Genomic DNA, 17852 nt, shown 5'->3' with positions numbered 1-17852 from the left:
AACGAATGAATAGTAATTCATTTGAAAAAAAGGGCGGATTTTTATCCGCCCTTTTTAGTTCTGAACTAATTTTATTATTTTTTATTTTCTGCTTTTCAATTTTTTTGTTTGTAACAACTTTTTATTTTGATGAGGTTCCGCCAATTTTGGTAAGAGGAATTCAACCTGCAACTTTTCCGAAAATTCTACTTGGGCTAATTTTTTCACTTAACTTACTATTAGTTTATTTTTATTTTAGCCGGCCCAAAAAAGATTATGAAAAGCAAAGTAGAATTTTTTATAAAACTGTAGGCATATTTATTATTTTTCCACTAATAGCTCTAAAAGTTGATCTGATATTGGCATTAATGCTAAGTTCAATTGCAATAACTTATTTTTGGGGTGAAAAAAATTTATTATTAAATCTTTTTTTATCAATTGTATTTCCAATTTTAGTTTTTTTATTATTTGAAGGTGTGCTTGGATTAAGGTTTCCACCAGGCATATTAACTAATCTTTATTATAATTGGTAATGATTGAAAATTTATCCTACATGATTGCACCAATTTTAAGCACCAAGCTTTTAATTATTCTTTTTTTAGGAACTTTGTTTGGATTGATCCTAGGAGTTTTGCCTGGACTTGGTCCAACAACAGGAGGGGCATTAATTCTTCCATTTACAATTACCCTAGACCCTTTGTCGGCAATTGTTTTGTTAACTGCAATTTATTGTGCAGGAACATATGGAGGTGCGATTACAGCAGTTCTTATTAATACCCCAGGTACGCCTGCAGCAGCTGCAACTTGTTTAGATGGTTATCCTTTGGCGCAAAAAGGAGAAGCGGGTCGAGCGCTAGGTATGGCAACTTTTGGAAGCGCATTTGGCGGTTTATTCAGCGTTGTAGTATTAGTTCTTTTTGCACCTATTTTAGCAAATATTGCCTATGAGTTTGGTCAACCTGAATATTTTGCTTTAGCTATATTTGGGTTAACAATGCTTGCTTCTATCGGAGAAGGAAGTCCAATTAAAAATTTAATCGCTGGTGCATTTGGTATTTTATTATCAACTGTTGGAAAAGATATAATGGCATCAATCGATCGATTTACTTTTGGTGTAAATGAGTTGACTGAGGGGATTGGGTTTATTCCAGTTGTAGTTGGTATGTTTGCTATGAGTGAATTATTAGTTCAATCTAATTTAACAAATCAAATTTTTGAAAGAATAGCGATGAAAGCTGTAAGACTTCCATCTAAAGATGATTTTAAATATTGTTTTAAAACGATTTTAAGATCATCTGGAATTGGTTCTTTTATAGGCATTCTTCCTGCCGAAGGAGGAACCGTTGCTTCTTTAATAGGATATTCAGAGGCAAAAAGATGGTCAAAAAAACCTGAAGAGTTTGGCAAAGGTGCGATTGATGGAATAGCAGGAGCTGAGACTGCAAATAATGCAGCAACAGGTGGAGCCATGGTTCCAACACTTGCTCTTGGAATTCCAGGTAGCGCTACAACTGCAGTTATTTTAACAGGCTTAATCATTCATGGTTTAAGACCAGGACCAGATTTGTTTAAAGAACAACCTGAATTTTTATATGGAATATTTGGTGCAATGTTTTTTGCAAATATTCTATTTTTTATTTTTGGGTTTTTTGGCGCAAAAATTTTTGCAAGAATAACATTAATTCCTAATCGATTATTATGGCCAATGATATTTACACTATCTGTTTGTGGAACTTATTCTTTAAATCAATCTTTTACTGATGTTTTCTTAATGATTGGTTTTGGAATTATTGGATATGTAATGAGAAAGTTTGGTTTCTCTGTTGTGCCTGTTATTATTGGTTTAATACTTGGGCAATTAGTTGAACTAACATTAAGACAATCTTTAGTGATTTTTGATGGTAATTGGACTTTGTTTTTTACCAGACCAATTGTTGTAACTTTCTTTATTTTATCGGTTGTTGCTTTAATTTTTCCTAATATAAGGAAAAAGAATAAATGATTGAATTAAGAATAATTAAGAATTATTAACCAGGGAGTTTAAATTATGAAAAAAAAAGTAGCAGTTTTATTAGGCGATCCTTCAGGTATTGGTCCAGAGTTAGTTGTTAGATTACTAAACGAAGATATTTCTAATGAAGCCAATGTAGTTGTAATTGGTGAAAAAAAAATATTAGAAGATGGTGAAAATATATCTGGAAAAAAAGTTGATTTTAAATTTGTTACAGATTTCAACGAAGTTCAATTTGATGATAAAACAAAGTTCTTTTTAGATATTTCAAAGGGAACAAACAGAACTTATAAACATGGAGAAGTTTCTGCTGAGTCTGGAAAAAGCGTTCTTGAAGCTATGGATTATGCTTTAGATCTCGCAAAAGAAAAGAAAATTGATGCAATCAACTTTGGTCCTATGAACAAAACAAGTTTAATGATGGGTGGCTGTCAGTACAATGATGAGCATGATTTCATGCAGAATAAACTTGAAATGAAAGAATTTTGTTGTGAATTTAATGTTGTAGATAATTTTTGGACTGCTCGTGTAACATCACATATTCCAATCAAAGAAGTTCCAGAGAACATTACAAAAGAAAACATTTTAAAACCAATTAAGTTGTTAGATCAAACTTTAAAAATGAGCGGAATTAAAAATCCTAGAATAGCTGTCCAAGCACTTAACCCTCATGCTGAATTTGGTACTGAAGAAAAAGATGAAATTATACCTGCTATTGAAGAAGCTAAAAAAATGGGAATTAATGCAGACGGGCCTTTGCCGTGCGATACTTCTTTTATAACCGCATTTAAAAACAAGAATCATGATTGCATAGTGGGAATGTATCATGATGCTTTACAATGTGGATTGAAAGCATTTGGTTTTGATAGAGGGGTAACAGTGTCAGGCGGATTAACTGTTCCTGTAACAACTCCAGCTCATGGAACTGCTTTTGATATTGTTGGAACTAATACTGCTAATCTAGAGCCAACGATTAATTCATTTAAGTTAGCAGTAAAAATGAATTCAGGAACTCAAATTAATTAATGACAAAAATCAAATCGGTAAAAACAAAAGTCTATCAATGGAAAGGTAAAACAGTACCTCCACAAAGTAATTTTTGCACCAATGCATCTGACCTATTATATGAAAAAGGTGATAACATGGGTTCATTCAGATTTCATGAATGGTTAACTTGTGAAATTGAAACCGATGATGGTTTGGTTGGAATTGGTAACTCTGCTTTAGCACCACAAGTTGTAAAGAAAACAATTGATCATTATCTAACGCCTTTAATATTAAATGAAGATCCTTTTGATTATGCTTATCTCTGGGAAAAAATGTACAGAAGAACATTAGCATGGGGACGAAAGGGTGTGGGAATGACTGCCATATCCGCAGTTGATATTGCTATATGGGACTTACTAGGAAAATTAACTAATAAACCAGTGTTCAAGTTATTAGGTGGAAGAACTAAGGAAAAAATTCCTGTTTACGCTTCAAAATTATATAGCCAGCCAATTGAAGATTTAAAAAAAGAAGCCCAAAGTTATGTCGATCAAGGTTTTAAAATGTTCAAGATGCGTTTTGGCTGGGGACCAAAAGATGGCCCTGATGGAGTTAAGAAAAATTTAGAGTTAGTTGAAGCTGTAAGAGAGGTTGTTGGATATGACACAGACCTAATGTTGGAGTGTTATATGGGATGGAATTTAGAATATACAAAACATATGCTACCCAAGTTAATAAAGTTCCAACCAAAGTGGTTAGAAGAGCCAGTGATCGCAGATGATATTCATGGGTATGCTGAACTCAATAATATGAATATGATACCAATTTCAGGTGGAGAGCACGAATTCTCATTATTTGGCTTTAGACAACTGTTAGATCTTAAGGCTGTGAGTTATATTCAATATGACACAAATAGAGTTGGTGGAATTACAGCAGCACAAAAAATTAATGCTTTAGCAGAAGCTTATCAAGTGCCTGTTATTCCTCATGCAGGTCAAATGCATAATTATCATTTAACAATGGCTAATTTAAATTGTCCATTCTCAGAGTTTTTTCCTGTTCATGATGTTGAGATAGGTAATGAACTTTTCTATTATATATTTGAAGGTGATCCGGAGCCAAAAAATGGTTTTATCGATTTAGATGAAAATACTCCTGGTTTAGGAATTAATCTTTCAAATAAATATGAAAAAGACTTCCAAATCATTGAATAAAAAAATTATCAAAAAATGTGAAAAGTGTGATCAAGAAAATGAGACCGTTTACGCAAATTATTTACTTTATGGCTTTATGATTTGTGAGTCTTGTAAACTATCTGATACTTTGTTTCCTATAGTTTAAACATCCAAATAACCCCAAGACCAATAAAGCAAACGGATAAACAATATCTTTATCTGGACGATTTTTATTCTCGATTTTAATTTCAGTTAAAATATCATCAGTTTCAAAACCTGATTTTTTTGCAATACCATTCCATTTAAGCGTATCAATAATGATACTATCTTTTTTTGTGACTAGATTAATACCGTACTCTTCTAATGAATAAGACTGATCAAAGGAATCTTTAGGTATTTCAAACATTTTATATCTTGGTCCGTAGGCTGTTTGTCTTGTAACTTTAATTTGCACTTTTTGATCAGATTGAAATTTAGTTTCATTAATTATTTTTGTATTGAGTTTGACTTGATTAAACTCTGGGTAAAATTGGTCCATGATTAATCCTGGTCTAAATAACGCTAAAGAAATAAGTAAGAATACAATAATTTCATACCATTTTAATTTATTAATAAACCATCCTTGTGTTGCTGCAGTAAATACTAATATTGCAATTAAAGATGTGATCATGACAACAACACCATGGAACCAGTTTTCAATACCAATAAGTAAAAGCTCATTATTAAAAATAAATACAATTGGCAAAATACCTGTTCTCAAACTATACCAAAAAGCCTGAATACCTGTTTTGATTGGATCTGCTCTTGATATCGCTGCAGCTGCATAGGAAGCAAGTCCAACAGGCGGCGTGACGTCTGCCATTAAACCATAATAAAAAACATATAAGTGAATTGCGATAAGCGGGAATACATAGCCTGATGCACTACCAACCTCAACCACAACGTTTGCCATAAGAGCTGCAACAACCAGATAGTTTGCAGTCGTAGGTAATCCCATTCCTAAAATAATACAAAGAAAAGCAGTAAGACCTAAAAGATAAATAATATTTCCACCAGATATCGCCTCAACGATAATAACAAGATTATTACTTAGACCCGTTGATGAAACAGCACCAACAATAATTCCTGCAGTTGCAATTGCGATACCAACACTTACCATATTAACTGCACCTTTTTCAAAACCCGTAATAATTTTGTTAAAAGCATTAATGAAACCAACTTTTGAATTTTGGCTTTCTTTTTTAGAAGTAATTAATTCTTTAACAATAATGATAATAATTAATGAGATAATTGAATAAAATACTGATGATGCGGCAGTCCAATTCATCACTAATAGTAAATAAATTAAAACACCAATTGGAATTAAGTAATGAATACCACTTAAAAATGTTTCTTTTAAAGGAGGAATATCTTTTTCAGGCAAACCTTTAATGTCCAACTTTAATGCCTCTAAGTGAGAAATATAAAAGAGTGCAATATAAGATATTACAGCTGGTAAAAAAGCATGAGTAACAACAGTTAGATAAGGAATACCAAGTAGTTCCGCCATTACAAAAGCTGCAGCGCCCATAATTGGCGGCATGATTTGTCCATTAACAGATGCTGCAACCTCAACAGCTCCAGCTTTAACTGCAGGCAGACCAGTTTTTTTCATAATAGGAATTGTAAAAGTTCCAGTTGTAACTGTATTTGCTACAGATGATCCAGAGATCATACCGGTTAAACCAGAAGCTAAAATAGCAGCTTTTGCAGGTCCGCCTCTCATTTTTCCAACTAGTGCAAATGCTAAATTTAAAAAATATTTACCACCGCCTGCTGCATCTAAAATAGATCCAAATAAAACAAATAAGAAAATAAAACCAACAGAAACACTTATGGGAATACCAAAAATAGCTTCCCCTCCAAGCCAATGATATCCAACTAATCTAGTAATCGATAAACCTGCATGGGCAATAAGATCTGGCATTTGCTGACCAAAAATTGAAAAAATTATAAATATGACAGCGATAAAAACTAAAGGTAATCCAATTGCTCTTCTGGTTGCTTCAAGCAACAAAATCATACCAACAGCACCTAATATCATTTCATATGGAATTTTAATTCCAAATAAATTGATGTTTGCAAGGACGCCTTGACGGTTAACTAAACCTTCGTAGTCAAAGACAATATAAAAAGTTGTAATAATAGAAAGCCCTACAAATAAATAATCATAATATTTTATAGGTTGATTAGAATTTGATTTTTTAGAGGGGTAAATTAAAAAACATAAAATTAATGCAAAAGCTAAATGTATAGCTCTAGCAGGCAAATCAATAAAAATTCCAAAGTTTAAAAGAAATGGAAACGGACTTGCGTACCACAACTGAAACAACGTCCAACAAATTGCAATTCCTGCAACAAGTTTTAGATTAAAACCTTTAAGGTTTCTTTTTACTCCACCTTCGTCATCAATATTTTCAAATTGGTCTGGTGCAGTTCTAATTTCTTCTTTTGACATGATGAGAATTATAAACTTTTGTTTTTTAAAGGAGTATAAAAAAAAGGCCCAGTTTATTAACTGGGCCTTTTAATATCAAAAGACTACATTAAGCCTTTTTCTTTATAATACTTAACTGCTCCTGGGTGTAATGGTGCAGACAAACCATCTTTGATCATTTTTTTAGGATCAAGGTTTGCAAATGCAGGGTGTTGTTTTTTGAAATCATCAAGATTTTCAAAAACAGCTTTCACTACATTGTATACCATTTCTTCAGAAACACTTGCGCTTGTAACAACAGACGCCATCACACCAAAAGTTGTTACATCTTTTTTTGAAGTTTTGTAAGTTCCTTTTGGAATAGTTGCAAAAGCATAGAACGGGTTATCCGCAACTAGCTTTTTAACTTGTGGAGTTGTTAGGTTAATAATGTAAGCACCACAGCCATCAGTTGCTTGAGCAACACCAGCATTTGGCACACCTACAGTATAACCATAAGCATCAATTTTTTTATCACATAGTGCACCTGATTGCTCAGATGAAGTTAACTCAGAAGATGAACCAAAATAACTTTTGTTTACACCGTGAGATTCCATTAGCACTTCAAAAGTTCCTCTTTGACCAGAACCTGGGTTACCAATGTTAACTTTTTTTCCTTTTAAAGATTTCCAATCTTTGATCTTAGATCCTTTTCTTGCGATAATTTGAAAAGGCTCTGGGTGAGCAGAAAATACCGCTCTTAGATCTTTGAAAGGTTTTACTTTATCTGGCTTAGAACCATTATATGCATGATACTGCCAGTCAGACTGAGCTACACCAAATTGAAACTCGCCTTGTTGGATCTGACCAATATTATATGTTGATCCACCTGAAGATGGAGCCGCACATCTGTACGCTTTGTCAGTTCCTTTTTTTCTACCGTGCTCGGCAGATTGTAGCTTTGCAACCATTTTACAAATAGCGTTACCAACTTGGAAATAAACTCCAGTTGCACCACCAGTACCAATTGTAAAGAATTCTGCAGATTTTACAGAAGTACTGAAAGGTAAACTAAAAGCAAAAATTGCTAAAGCTGACGCGAAAGAAGCAAATAGCTTTTTCATTATTGTCCCCCTTAATTAATTAAAGTTTGAGGAAAAATACTATAGCCGAGTAATGATATCAACCGTTGAGTTATGCGTATTTTTTTGCAAAGTTGATAATTTGTTGAACACCATCAACAATTTTTGGAGCGTATTTTGGTAAATTTTCTTCAGTAATATCCGTGTCTTTAACTTTTAAAAATTCTGCACCATTAAAGTCAACATAACTCAGTCTAAATATTAATTTTTCAATTGGGAAGCCAAAATCAGACCCAGGCAGTACCGCAACACCTGCTTCATCTAATAAAGTTTTACTAAAATCTTTTGAATTTTTAAATTTTTTATGAAGCATTTTTGTAAAATCTGGCATTAAATAAAAACCGCCCTCTGGTTCAATCATATCAACATCAAGCTGTTTCAATTGCTCGTAAACATAATGAGCAATGATGTGTAGAATTTTTTTAGATTTATTTAAGTATTCAGAGTGATCTTCTTCATAAGCAGTAATGGCTGCAAATTGCGTAGGTGCAGATACGGCGCTAAATGTTTCAGTTCCAAGTACAGCAAGTTTTTCAAAAATCTCGATTAAATTATTTGGTACAGCAAAATATCCCACTCTCCAACCACCAGCTCCAGCCCATTTACTTAAACTGCTACTTACAATCGTATTTTCATGAAAGTGTGAAATAGATTTATAGTTATCTTTAAAATAAAGTTCAGAATAAATTTCATCTGACAAGACAGTAATATTATGTTTAGTAAATACTTCGCCTAACTCTTTTAATAAATGAATATTTGTTCCAGATGGATTATTTGGAGAGTTTAAAATAATGAGTTTATTTTTGCTTTCGATTTTTGATGCAATTTGATCAATATGTTCAGGGGAAATATGCCAATTAGTTTCTTTTTCAGTTTGGATCCAATGATATTTATTTTTAGCAATAATTGCTTGAGGTGCGTAAGAAACCCAACTTGGAACAGGCAAAATAACTTCACCGTCAAACGCAACTTGAAGCAAGAACATTAATTCCTTTGAACCAGGACCTATAATTATATTTTCATGATTTAAATTTTTGTAACCTTTTCTTGTTAAAAATCCGGCTATTGATTTTCTAAGTTCAAATAATCCTTTAGATGGAAGATAATCTTTTTGATGTGCGTTTACTTTTAAAGCTTCAACAATTTTTTCAGGTACTGGAAATGGAGATTGCCCAAATCCAAACTGATAAATTGTCTTACCAGCTTTAGACATCTCCTTACACATTTCATTAATTAAAAGTGTAGAGGATGGTAGAAGATCCTTAATATTCTCTTTAATCAAACTCATTTTTTTTCGGTAATTACTCTTATCTTAAAAATTAACAATAAATATTTTTTAATTTAATTGAGGCAAAACAATGATATTACAACGATTAATTGCGCCCGTAGATCAACTGGATAGATCGTCTGACTACGGATCAGAAGGTTGGGAGTTCGAATCTTCCCGGGCGCGCCAATAGGAAAATATGGAAAACGAATTAAATTTAAAAGGCTCCTATGTTGATGGAAAATGGTTTGATGAAGGAAAAAGTTTATCAATTATTAATCCTGCAACTGGTCAAGTATTATCTGAAGTAAAAATTGTTCCAAAAAATATTTTAGACCAAGCAATTGCTGGTGCTAAAAAAGCTCAAAAGGAATGGGCTAAAATTAATATTAAAGATAGAGCAAAAAAAATATTGCAACTTTGTGATATTGCAGAAAAAAATTTAGAAACGTATGCAAAAATAGATTGTTATAATGTTGGTAATACAATCAGATTTGCTCGTAATGATATTAAGTCTGCTATAAAAAATGTTAAGTATTTTTGTGACCAGGTAGATGAAATTAAAGATGAGACTTTTTCAAATAAAATTAATCATTCAAATATTACCAAATATCAACCTTACGGAATTGTTTTAAAAATTAATGCATTTAATCGACCTTTTAGATGGTGTTTAGAAAAATTAGCTGCACCTCTTTTGATGGGTAATGCCATTATAATAAAAAATTCTGAACAAGCTCCATTATCTGCTTTAAAATTTTCAGAAGTTATTAAAGATGTTTTACCTGATGGATTAGTCAGTATTATTTGTGGAGATCATGAAGTTGGAGATTATTTAGTCAGACACCCTGATATTGGAAGGATAGCAGGCATTTGTTCTGTTGAGACTGGAATTAAAATTAATGAGGCTGCATCAAGTTTATTAAAAAAAGTAAGTTTAGAACTTGGTGGAAAAAATCCTTTAATTGCATTTAGTGATGCTGATCCAGAAAAAATTGTTGAGGTTACATTAAAGGGAATGCGTTTTGATGCCAAGGGAGAATCTTGTACGTCGCCAACTAGAGTATTTATTCATAAATCTTTGAAAAAAAAATATTTAGAAATTCTTAAAGAAAAAATTGAAAAGTTAAAAATAGGTTTACCTTGGGAAGAAGCTACAGATGTAGGGCCTGTAGTATCAAAAAAACAATACGATAGAATAAAGTCTTACATCGATGGTGCAATTCAAGAAGGAGCTGAACTTTATACAGGTGGTTATGATATCAAAGATCAAAAATTAAAAGACGGATTTTTTATTAAACCAACAGTTTTGAATAATGTGACCCAAAACATGACGGTTGCAAATGAAGAAATTTTTGGTCCAGTAGTTTCAGTTTTAGAATGGGATGATGAAGAGGAAGTTATTAAAATGGCAAATTCTGTGAAATACGGCTTAACGGGTTACATTGTAACTAATGATATGGATAAAGCTAAAAATGTGGCTGATCAAATAGAGTCTGGTTATATATGGGTGAATGCAGCAGGAAGATACCCTGGCGCTCCATTTGGTGGTTGGAAATTAAGTGGAATTGGCGTTGAAGAATGCCTTGATGAGATGAAAAGTTATGGAAGAATAAAAAACATTAATATGGAGTGGTAAATGAAAAATATTTTATTTTTTTTTGTATTATTAATTTTTTTATCTTCCAAGTCATATTCAAATGAAAAGGTTGTAATTTTCGAATTTACACAAGGAGAGCTATCTAAACTTAAATCTCATAGTATAAAAAAGAAGACTGATTACAGCATTTTAATAGATCAAAACGGTACATGTGTTGCTTCAGAAAATTCTGATTTATTTAAACTTAAAAGTAAAAATAGTGCAGATGCTAACTTAAAAATAGAAAGCAATGGTTGCCTAAAGGCAGAAGCTGAAGGACAAGCATCAGGTCTTGGAAGAGAAATCAAAGTAGATTTAAATAAAACACCTTTTTTAAATATAACCTGGAAAGTAGAACAGGGAATTCCCGGTATAAAAGAAAACAGTAAAAAGGGGCATGATTTTGCGGCTCGTGTATCGGTAATAAAAGAAACCGGCTCTTTACCTTGGCAGAAAAAAGTAATGAACTATGTTTTTTCTAGCAATGAAAAAACAAATAGCCATTGGACGGGTCCTTACCGAAAACAAATTATTGATTATGTCGCTTCATCACTAGTTGATACAAAAGTAAATTCATGGGTTACAGTTAAGCTTAACGTTAAAGAGCATTTTAAAAAGTTTTTAGATCTTGAACTTGGAGAAATTGATGGCGTTGCGATTATGACAGATACTGATAACACTAAACAAAAAGCCGTTTCGTATTATAAAAATATTTATTTTTCTAATTAGTTTTTTCTAAAAGTTAAGCTTGCCCAGCGGCTATAATAATCTGCTTTATACTTAATTTGGTCTATTAAATTTAGTGTTTCCAAGTGAACAGCGCTTATTAAATATAATCCCTTTTTAGAGCTATCTATTTTTGCAAACCCATTTGCATCTGTTTGATATATTTTTCTTTCAAATGCATTTTCATTTTTAAAAAAAACAACAAACTTTTTATCTATAAATGGTTTTTTTTTAAGAAAAATTTGTATTTCTGAAAGATGATTTTGATAAGGATCATTTTGATTAACTATTTCAAATTCCAGATTTTGTTTGGTTTTAAAAAAACTATTTGATTCACCATTAAAAATTATTTTCGCAAATCTTTGATAGATCTCACTTGGAATATTTTTATTTTTTAAATCATAATTCAAATCATATTCATCTGTAAATTCAATAAAGGTTTTATAATCTTGATATTTGAGAAACTCTTTATTTGACTGATAGTACAAATATTGAATTCCACTATAATTCACAGATTGTTGTATTGCAGGGTAATCGCCATCGATTTGATTTAGTTTTTTAAAACCTTTTTTTGATACTAAAAAAAGCTTCTCTGTTTCTTGTGACAAATAAGGGTAACTTTCACCTACTAAATCTTGTCCGACTTTGATATTTGCAATGAGCTTTTCACTATCCTTTAATTGATATTGATCAGCTTCTAACCAAAGCTCATGCGCATTCAATGAATTTGAATTAATTAAAAAATATATTATTACTACTAAATAAATTTTCATATGGCGCGTTTATTATTTATTCTTCTATTTATTCCCTCTATAGTTTTTTCTCATGAATTAAAACCATCTATTGCAAATTTTCAATTTATTGAAAAAGATAATAAGTTAAATTTTAAATTAAGTATTCAACTTAATTTAGAAGCTATTCTGGCTAATATTGATCCATCACATTCAGATACTGATGAGTCTAAAAATTCTGATTATTATAACAGTTTAAGAAAATTACCCGCTGAACAATTATTAGAAGTGTTTAAAAAATCTTTAGTGAATTTCAAAGATAACATTTCTCTAAATCAAAATGAGTTAAAAATACCGTTTGAAATTAATGATGTTCAAATAGATAAAATTGGAGATTTAAATCTTTCACGAGAGACTTTAATTCAAATTTCTGGATCAAATATAGATAAAAATAACTTACAGTTTGGTTGGATAAAAGATTACGGCCCGGTTATTCTTAGAGTGTCAAATCCACAAAAAGAAATTGTTTATACTGAATATTTACAAATCAATTCAGTCTCAAAAAATTTTTCAATAACAAAAAACAAAGATCAAAACTTGTTTGCAGAAATATATAATTATTTAACTATTGGATTTCTTCATATTGTTCCAAAAGGTCTTGATCATATTTTATTTGTAATTGGTTTATTTTTATTTTCGCCAAAATTTAAACCGTTATTAATCCAGGTCTCTGCTTTTACGCTCGCTCATACGATTACAATTTTTTTAGGAGTTTTAAACATACTATCTATTTCACCTCAGATTGTTGAACCTATTATTGCCTTATCCATTGCATACGTTGCAATTGAGAATATTTTTTTAAAAAATATCTCGCTTTGGAGACCAATGGTTGTGTTTGTTTTTGGACTACTTCACGGACTTGGTTTTGCTGGTGTTATAAGTGAGATTGGATTGTCACAAGCTCATTTTGTAACCAGTTTAATTTCATTTAATGTTGGGGTTGAGATAGGACAGCTATTTGTCATTGTGGGTTGCTATTTTGGTTTTGCATACTGGATAAAAGAAAAACCTTGGTATAAAAAATATTTTACAAATACATTATCAATATTAATAGCCTTAGTGGGTATTTATTGGTTTATTGAAAGAGTGATTTAAGTGGCACTACATAAAACATTTTCAATTATTGTTATAGCCTCTAAAGATGAAAAAGATTTTTCATTATTAAAAAAATTAAAAGATAAATTTTCAGGCCATGAAATCATTTTAGCCATTGATGCTGATAACGAATTATCTATTGATGTGTTAAATGATATTAATTTAAATATTAATAAATTAGTCAAAGTTCCAAATTCAACACGAGGAAAATCACTAAACGCTGGAGCTTTAAAAGCTGAGAATAATTATTTATGGTTTTTACATATTGATAGTCAGATTGATAAAATTCAAAGAGAAGACCTAGATCGTGTTCAAAAAAAACAGTTAAATTATTTTAAACTCGCTTTTGATAATAAAAAAAATACTATTAATGCATCTGGTGCAAATTTTAGATCTAAAAACTTTGATTTACCCTTTGGAGACCAGTCTTTTTTAATTCATAAAAATTTATTTAATTTAATTGGTAGATTTGATGAAAGTTTAAAAGAAGGTGAAGACCATAAGTTTGTATGGGATGCTAAAGCTTTAGGCATTGAAATTAAAGAAATTACTAGAGAAATTATTACCTCAGCTAGAAAATATGAAGAAAGTTCATTTTGGCAAACAACAAAGACATTATTTAAAACCATAACTCAGGCCAGAAAATTTAAACAAAATAAAATTGAGAATATTTTTTGTTTTTTTATGAAAGACCCTAAATCAAAAGACTCAAAAACAAGACTTAGAGAGACTTTAAAAGACCAAGGGCTAGTTGATAAGTTTAATCTTCATTGTTTAAACATCGTCAAATCAAACATTTTATCTCTAGATAAAGATGGAAATAAAATTGTTATTATTAATAACAGTCCAAATAGAGATTATATTGAAGAATTAGGTTTATCTAAATTTAGTATTTTAGATATTAATGAAGAAAACATTGGTAAGTCGATGTACGAAGTTTATGAAATTTGTGCACCGTTTGCGGATAGAATAGTTTTATCTGGATCAGATATACCAGAACTCACATCAAAACATTTAAGTGACTCTGTAAATTACCTTTCCAAATTTGACAGTTACATCATTGGTACAAAGGATGGAGGGTATTGTTGTTTTTCTACTAAATTAAAAAACTTAGAAGCTGAATTTACAAGAGTGAATTATTCTTCAAGTACAGTTTTAAATGATTTTACAAAACATTTATATAATTTAAAGAAAAGTGATTTTTTACTTGTCGATGTAGATACTTTAGATGATTTACAATCTATGTATGCAGCTTTAAAAAATACTAAAATGACTAAAGAACAAAGTGATTTAATTGGATTTATTGATAAAAGAAAATATTCATAAATGAACAAAAGAACATTTTTAAAAATTATTGCACAATCTCTACTGCTTATAGGTTTTAGCCAAACATCTGTATTTTCTGCTTTAAAAGAAATAATAAAAACAGATGAAGAATGGGAAAAAATTTTAACGCCTGAACAATTTAAAATTTTAAGAAAAGAGGGCACCGAAAGACCTTTTACAAGTCCATTAAATAACGAGAAGCGCGAAGGTGAATATGTTTGTGTTGCATGTAATACAAAACTTTTTCATTCATCTATGAAATATGACTCTGGTACAGGATGGCCATCTTTTTTTGATTTCTATAAAGGAAATTTAAAAACTAAAACGGACTATAAGCTTTTGTATCCAAGAACTGAATATCACTGTGCAACTTGCAAAGGTCACCATGGTCATGTTTTTAATGATGGACCAAGACCAACTTTCAAACGTTATTGTAATAACGGTGTTGCTTTAAAATTTATTCCAAAGTCTTAAATTTAGTTTTTATTTTTAAATAAATAACTCAGTTTAAATGTTGCCGTCCATGCGATAAGAACTAGTCCAATTAATGCCTCTAAACCTGTTGCAATGCGCATTGGTCCATTTGCAAAAATATCTCCTGTTCCAAGCGTTGTGTAACAATTTATGGAGTAATAAAAAAAGTCTAAAAAATTACCTGATAAGTTTCCACCAAAAAGATTTTGATCAGGATGAGTCTGATAAGATATGTAATAGTATAAAGCGAATAAAATAATTTGGACTAAATGAGACCCAATTAAAAATGCAGAGATTTTTACAAAGTCTTTATAAATAAACTTTTTTGCTGTGTTTTGACTGAGATAATTCAGTGTTAAACCATGAATTTTTAAACTTAAAGCTACTAAAATGACTGTAAAAATGATCGACCAAATCATTTTTGTAATATACATTGATCATATTATGATACCAGTAAGTAGAACAACGCGTTCAATAATCAAGCCTTTACAACCTATTTACGATATGCTGTCACCATTAGCCTATCCAATTATAAGAATAGCAGCTGGTGTCATGATGATTCCTCATGGTTATGGAAAATTGTTTAATGATGGAGGAATAGAAAGAACTGCAAAGTTTTTTTCATCTATTTCAATAGAACCATCTGTCTTTTTTGCATGGTATGTTGGTATTATAGAATTTGTTGGTGGAATTTGTGTTGCGCTTGGTTTGTTAACACGAATTTTTTCAGCACAGTTAGTTGGAGTTTTATTCGTAGCAACTTTTGTTGTGCACTTTCAAAACGGATTTTTATGGGTCAAAGGTGGATATGAATATCCATTAATGTGGATGCTTATAATGATTGCAATCACATTAAGAGGTGGTAGTACACTTTCAATTGATAACCAATTGCCAAAAGAATTTTAATGAGTCTTTCAAATTTACCCCTTAACAAAGCAGTCCCTGTTTTGCTTGTAATTGTTGGTATGGTGTTATTGGCAATTACTTTAATTGTTTAAGCGGTTAAAAGATTCACACTCTCCGAAGAAAAATTTATCTCAATAGGTAAATTCCCATATTTTTCACCATCACATTGTACGTTTATTTTTTCTTTAGATGAGATTTTGATATTTTTTGAAATAATTTTAGTTATTTTTGTAGATCTACCTAAATCTCCATAAAACAAAATAAGAAAAATATAATATAAAAAACCAAGGCGGCTTAGATCATTAAAAACATAACAAACAATATTATCATTAAAAATACTTGTAGATTTTGTTATTTTATAAGGCCCTGCGTAATGTTTTGAATTCGTTACTAAAACCCAGTTTCCAAATGCAGTCTCATTTTCTGTCTCAACTTTAATATTATATTTTTTTAATTTAAAAAATTCGAGCAACCCTAAAAAACCAAACATCGCCTTTCCAAATATTTTTTTAAGAGATGGATGCATTTTATGTACAATGTCGCCGTCATATCCAATTCCTGCCATTAAAAAAAATTTCTTGTTATTAATATTTGAAATATAAATTTTTTTAGTGATGCCTTTTTCAATAGACTTACAAATTGATTTTATGTCATTTTTGATACCAGCTTCTATGGCAAGAATATTTGCAGTCCCTAGAGGAATGATGCCTAGTACGGTATCTTTTTGAATTCCATTTATAACTTCATTAATGGTGCCATCTCCACCAGCAGCTACAATAATATTAAAATTACCAGACTCTCTTCTTGCAATTTCTGTTGCGTCACCTGGTTTTTTTGTATCGAAGATAGTTACAGAATGATTTAAATCCAAATGCTCTTTAATTTTTAAAAGCTTTTTGATTTTCCCCGTTCCTGCGTTTGGATTGTAAATAATGCCAATTTTGCTCATATTTTTTATTTTTTTAAAAAAAATTTAACAGTTCTGTAACATAAATATGATTCAACCAATAGTAGTGATTTGCTTATGATAAAAAAAAAACCTTTTTTAAAATCAATAGACGGAAAAATTTTACAATATAAGTCAATATGGATCTCCGATATTCACTTGGGTACTAAAGGATGTCAGGCAGATATGGTACTAGAATTTATTAAATATACTCGATCAGAAAATCTATATTTAGTTGGAGATATTGTAGATGGCTGGGCATTAAAAAATAAATGGTACTGGCCTCAACAACATAATGATGTCATTCAAAAGATTTTAAGAAAAGCAAGACATGGAACAAGAGTTTTTTATCTTGCAGGAAATCATGATGAAATATTAAGAAAATTTATTCCAATAAATCTTGGAAATGTTGAGATGCTCAATCAATTAATACACGAAGGAATAAATGGAAAAAAATATTGGGTAGTTCATGGTGATCAATTTGATGGAATTATTCGTTATGCAAAATGGCTTTCAGTTTTAGGTGCTTTTGCATATGAAACTCTAATTTCTTTTAACCGTTATCTAAACTACTTTAGAAGACGTCTTGGCAAAGAATATTGGTCTTTATCTAAATATTTAAAATTTAAAGTAAAAAATGCTGTTAAATTTGTAAGTGAATTTGAAACAATGGTTGTAGAAACTGCGAAAAAACAAAAAGCAGATGGCGTGATTTGCGGTCATATTCATCATCCAACGATGGAAGAGATAAAAAATATTGAATATAAAAATTGTGGTGACTGGGTAGAAAGTTGTACAGCACTTGTTGAACACTTTGATGGTAAATTCGAGTTAATTCATTGGTTAGATAAGCGTAAAGAGATTCTAAATGATCTTTATGTTGAGGAGCAATTTGAGGAAAATCAAAAGGAAAAAATCAGGGTTGTTTCTTAAACA

The 17852-nt window shown here is 30.7% G+C and carries 17 protein-coding genes and 1 tRNA gene; 12 read left to right on the top strand and 6 right to left on the bottom strand.

Annotated elements, in window-relative coordinates; translation table 11 throughout:
* Window positions 1-5: 5 nt before the first annotated feature.
* Genes ACTTAT_RS02815 through ACTTAT_RS02800 form a run of 4 tightly spaced genes read left to right on the top strand, consistent with a single transcriptional unit; the run spans window position 6 to window position 4191 of the window.
* The gene (locus ACTTAT_RS02815) at window positions 6-512 is read left to right on the top strand and encodes a tripartite tricarboxylate transporter TctB family protein (RefSeq protein WP_440679552.1); all 507 of its coding nucleotides are present in this window, start codon (window positions 6-8) and stop codon (window positions 510-512) included.
* The gene (locus tag ACTTAT_RS02810; protein WP_440679551.1) at window positions 512-1981 is read left to right on the top strand and encodes a tripartite tricarboxylate transporter permease; all 1470 of its coding nucleotides are present in this window, start codon (window positions 512-514) and stop codon (window positions 1979-1981) included. The genes ACTTAT_RS02815 and ACTTAT_RS02810 overlap by 1 nt, the downstream gene beginning before the upstream one ends.
* 45 nt (window positions 1982-2026) lie before the next feature.
* Window positions 2027-3016, top strand: coding sequence for a 4-hydroxythreonine-4-phosphate dehydrogenase PdxA (locus ACTTAT_RS02805; protein ID WP_440679550.1), 990 nt, complete (start codon window positions 2027-2029; stop codon window positions 3014-3016).
* Window positions 3016-4191: an L-rhamnonate dehydratase gene (locus ACTTAT_RS02800; RefSeq protein WP_440679549.1), complete on the top strand. Its 1176-nt coding sequence runs from the start codon at window positions 3016-3018 to the stop codon at window positions 4189-4191. The genes ACTTAT_RS02805 and ACTTAT_RS02800 overlap by 1 nt, the downstream gene beginning before the upstream one ends.
* 97 nt (window positions 4192-4288) lie before the next feature.
* Here ACTTAT_RS02800 and ACTTAT_RS02795 read toward each other — a convergent pair whose 3' ends face one another.
* From ACTTAT_RS02795 to ACTTAT_RS02785, 3 genes are all read right to left on the bottom strand, one after another.
* Entirely contained in the window at window positions 4289-6649 is a 2361-nt protein-coding gene (locus ACTTAT_RS02795; RefSeq protein ID WP_440679548.1) for a TRAP transporter permease, read from the bottom strand.
* A gap of 83 nt (window positions 6650-6732) precedes the next feature.
* Window positions 6733-7731 carry a TAXI family TRAP transporter solute-binding subunit gene (locus tag ACTTAT_RS02790; RefSeq protein WP_440679547.1) on the bottom strand — a complete coding sequence of 333 codons (999 nt, stop codon included), beginning with the start codon at window positions 7729-7731 and terminating at the stop codon, window positions 6733-6735.
* A gap of 70 nt (window positions 7732-7801) precedes the next feature.
* A complete protein-coding gene (locus ACTTAT_RS02785; RefSeq protein ID WP_440679546.1) occupies window positions 7802-9037 on the bottom strand; it encodes a pyridoxal phosphate-dependent aminotransferase in 1236 nt (411 codons plus the stop codon).
* Window positions 9038-9128: 91 nt separating this feature from the next.
* On the opposite strand from ACTTAT_RS02785, the gene ACTTAT_RS02780 reads away from it, so the two are divergent.
* From ACTTAT_RS02780 to ACTTAT_RS02770, 3 genes are all read left to right on the top strand, one after another.
* Window positions 9129-9205 (top strand) — tRNA-Arg (locus tag ACTTAT_RS02780).
* 10 nt (window positions 9206-9215) lie between these two features.
* Window positions 9216-10652 (top strand): aldehyde dehydrogenase family protein, encoded by a 1437-nt coding sequence (locus ACTTAT_RS02775; protein ID WP_440679545.1) that lies wholly within the window; start codon window positions 9216-9218, stop codon window positions 10650-10652.
* Window positions 10653-11381: a DUF3047 domain-containing protein gene (locus ACTTAT_RS02770; protein WP_440679544.1), complete on the top strand. Its 729-nt coding sequence runs from the start codon at window positions 10653-10655 to the stop codon at window positions 11379-11381. It abuts the gene before it with no gap.
* Here ACTTAT_RS02770 and ACTTAT_RS02765 read toward each other — a convergent pair.
* A complete protein-coding gene (locus ACTTAT_RS02765; protein ID WP_440679543.1) occupies window positions 11378-12151 on the bottom strand; it encodes a DUF4198 domain-containing protein in 774 nt (257 codons plus the stop codon). The genes ACTTAT_RS02770 and ACTTAT_RS02765 overlap by 4 nt on opposite strands.
* Here ACTTAT_RS02765 and ACTTAT_RS02760 point away from each other — a divergent pair, their 5' ends adjacent.
* From ACTTAT_RS02760 to msrB, 3 genes are read left to right on the top strand one after another with little or no spacing between them, the layout of a single operon-like run.
* Window positions 12152-13264 carry a HupE/UreJ family protein gene (locus ACTTAT_RS02760; protein ID WP_440679542.1) on the top strand — a complete coding sequence of 371 codons (1113 nt, stop codon included), beginning with the start codon at window positions 12152-12154 and terminating at the stop codon, window positions 13262-13264. It begins immediately after the preceding gene.
* Window positions 13265-14590, top strand: a complete 1326-nt coding sequence (locus ACTTAT_RS02755) for a DUF2064 domain-containing protein (RefSeq protein WP_440679541.1) — start codon at window positions 13265-13267, stop codon at window positions 14588-14590.
* Window positions 14591-15064: a peptide-methionine (R)-S-oxide reductase MsrB gene (gene msrB / locus ACTTAT_RS02750; RefSeq protein ID WP_440679540.1), complete on the top strand. Its 474-nt coding sequence runs from the start codon at window positions 14591-14593 to the stop codon at window positions 15062-15064. It abuts the gene before it with no gap.
* A gap of 2 nt (window positions 15065-15066) precedes the next feature.
* Here msrB and ACTTAT_RS02745 read toward each other — a convergent pair whose 3' ends face one another.
* Window positions 15067-15498, bottom strand: coding sequence for an ion channel (locus tag ACTTAT_RS02745; RefSeq protein ID WP_440679539.1), 432 nt, complete (start codon window positions 15496-15498; stop codon window positions 15067-15069).
* Window positions 15499-15508: 10 nt separating this feature from the next.
* Here ACTTAT_RS02745 and ACTTAT_RS02740 point away from each other — a divergent pair, with 10 nt between their 5' ends.
* Window positions 15509-15970 carry a DoxX family protein gene (locus ACTTAT_RS02740; RefSeq protein ID WP_440679538.1) on the top strand — a complete coding sequence of 154 codons (462 nt, stop codon included), beginning with the start codon at window positions 15509-15511 and terminating at the stop codon, window positions 15968-15970.
* Between the two features lie 88 nt (window positions 15971-16058).
* Here the strand turns inward: ACTTAT_RS02740 and ACTTAT_RS02735 are convergent, their stop codons facing one another.
* Window positions 16059-16919, bottom strand: a complete 861-nt coding sequence (locus ACTTAT_RS02735) for a diacylglycerol/lipid kinase family protein (RefSeq protein WP_440679537.1) — start codon at window positions 16917-16919, stop codon at window positions 16059-16061.
* Between the two features lie 75 nt (window positions 16920-16994).
* Between ACTTAT_RS02735 and ACTTAT_RS02730 the strand changes: the two genes are divergently transcribed.
* The gene (locus ACTTAT_RS02730; RefSeq protein ID WP_440679536.1) at window positions 16995-17849 is read left to right on the top strand and encodes a UDP-2,3-diacylglucosamine diphosphatase; all 855 of its coding nucleotides are present in this window, start codon (window positions 16995-16997) and stop codon (window positions 17847-17849) included.
* Window positions 17850-17852 lie beyond the last annotated feature (3 nt).

Origin of the sequence: Candidatus Pelagibacter sp. HIMB1517 (genome assembly GCF_052047895.1) — a bacterium.
In the GTDB taxonomy this organism is placed as follows: Bacteria; Pseudomonadota; Alphaproteobacteria; order Pelagibacterales; family Pelagibacteraceae; genus HIMB114.
This window is presented reverse-complemented; position numbering and strand designations above follow the sequence as displayed.

Excerpts from the sequence above, each read along its gene's own strand:
- ACTTAT_RS02795 (WP_440679548.1), bottom strand. The coding sequence starts at position 6,649 with ATGTCAAAAGAAGAAATTAGAACTGCACCAGACCAATTTGAAAATATT.
- ACTTAT_RS02790 (WP_440679547.1), bottom strand. The coding sequence starts at position 7,731 with ATGAAAAAGCTATTTGCTTCTTTCGCGTCAGCTTTAGCAATTTTTGCT.
- msrB (WP_440679540.1), top strand. The coding sequence starts at position 14,591 with ATGAACAAAAGAACATTTTTAAAAATTATTGCACAATCTCTACTGCTT.
- ACTTAT_RS02770 (WP_440679544.1), top strand. The coding sequence starts at position 10,653 with ATGAAAAATATTTTATTTTTTTTTGTATTATTAATTTTTTTATCTTCC.
- ACTTAT_RS02785 (WP_440679546.1), bottom strand. The coding sequence starts at position 9,037 with ATGAGTTTGATTAAAGAGAATATTAAGGATCTTCTACCATCCTCTACA.
- ACTTAT_RS02740 (WP_440679538.1), top strand. The coding sequence starts at position 15,509 with ATGATACCAGTAAGTAGAACAACGCGTTCAATAATCAAGCCTTTACAA.
- ACTTAT_RS02760 (WP_440679542.1), top strand. The coding sequence starts at position 12,152 with ATGGCGCGTTTATTATTTATTCTTCTATTTATTCCCTCTATAGTTTTT.
- ACTTAT_RS02735 (WP_440679537.1), bottom strand. The coding sequence starts at position 16,919 with ATGAGCAAAATTGGCATTATTTACAATCCAAACGCAGGAACGGGGAAA.
- ACTTAT_RS02815 (WP_440679552.1), top strand. The coding sequence starts at position 6 with ATGAATAGTAATTCATTTGAAAAAAAGGGCGGATTTTTATCCGCCCTT.
- ACTTAT_RS02810 (WP_440679551.1), top strand. The coding sequence starts at position 512 with ATGATTGAAAATTTATCCTACATGATTGCACCAATTTTAAGCACCAAG.
- ACTTAT_RS02730 (WP_440679536.1), top strand. The coding sequence starts at position 16,995 with ATGATAAAAAAAAAACCTTTTTTAAAATCAATAGACGGAAAAATTTTA.
- ACTTAT_RS02805 (WP_440679550.1), top strand. The coding sequence starts at position 2,027 with ATGAAAAAAAAAGTAGCAGTTTTATTAGGCGATCCTTCAGGTATTGGT.
- ACTTAT_RS02765 (WP_440679543.1), bottom strand. The coding sequence starts at position 12,151 with ATGAAAATTTATTTAGTAGTAATAATATATTTTTTAATTAATTCAAAT.
- ACTTAT_RS02775 (WP_440679545.1), top strand. The coding sequence starts at position 9,216 with ATGGAAAACGAATTAAATTTAAAAGGCTCCTATGTTGATGGAAAATGG.
- ACTTAT_RS02800 (WP_440679549.1), top strand. The coding sequence starts at position 3,016 with ATGACAAAAATCAAATCGGTAAAAACAAAAGTCTATCAATGGAAAGGT.
- ACTTAT_RS02745 (WP_440679539.1), bottom strand. The coding sequence starts at position 15,498 with ATGTATATTACAAAAATGATTTGGTCGATCATTTTTACAGTCATTTTA.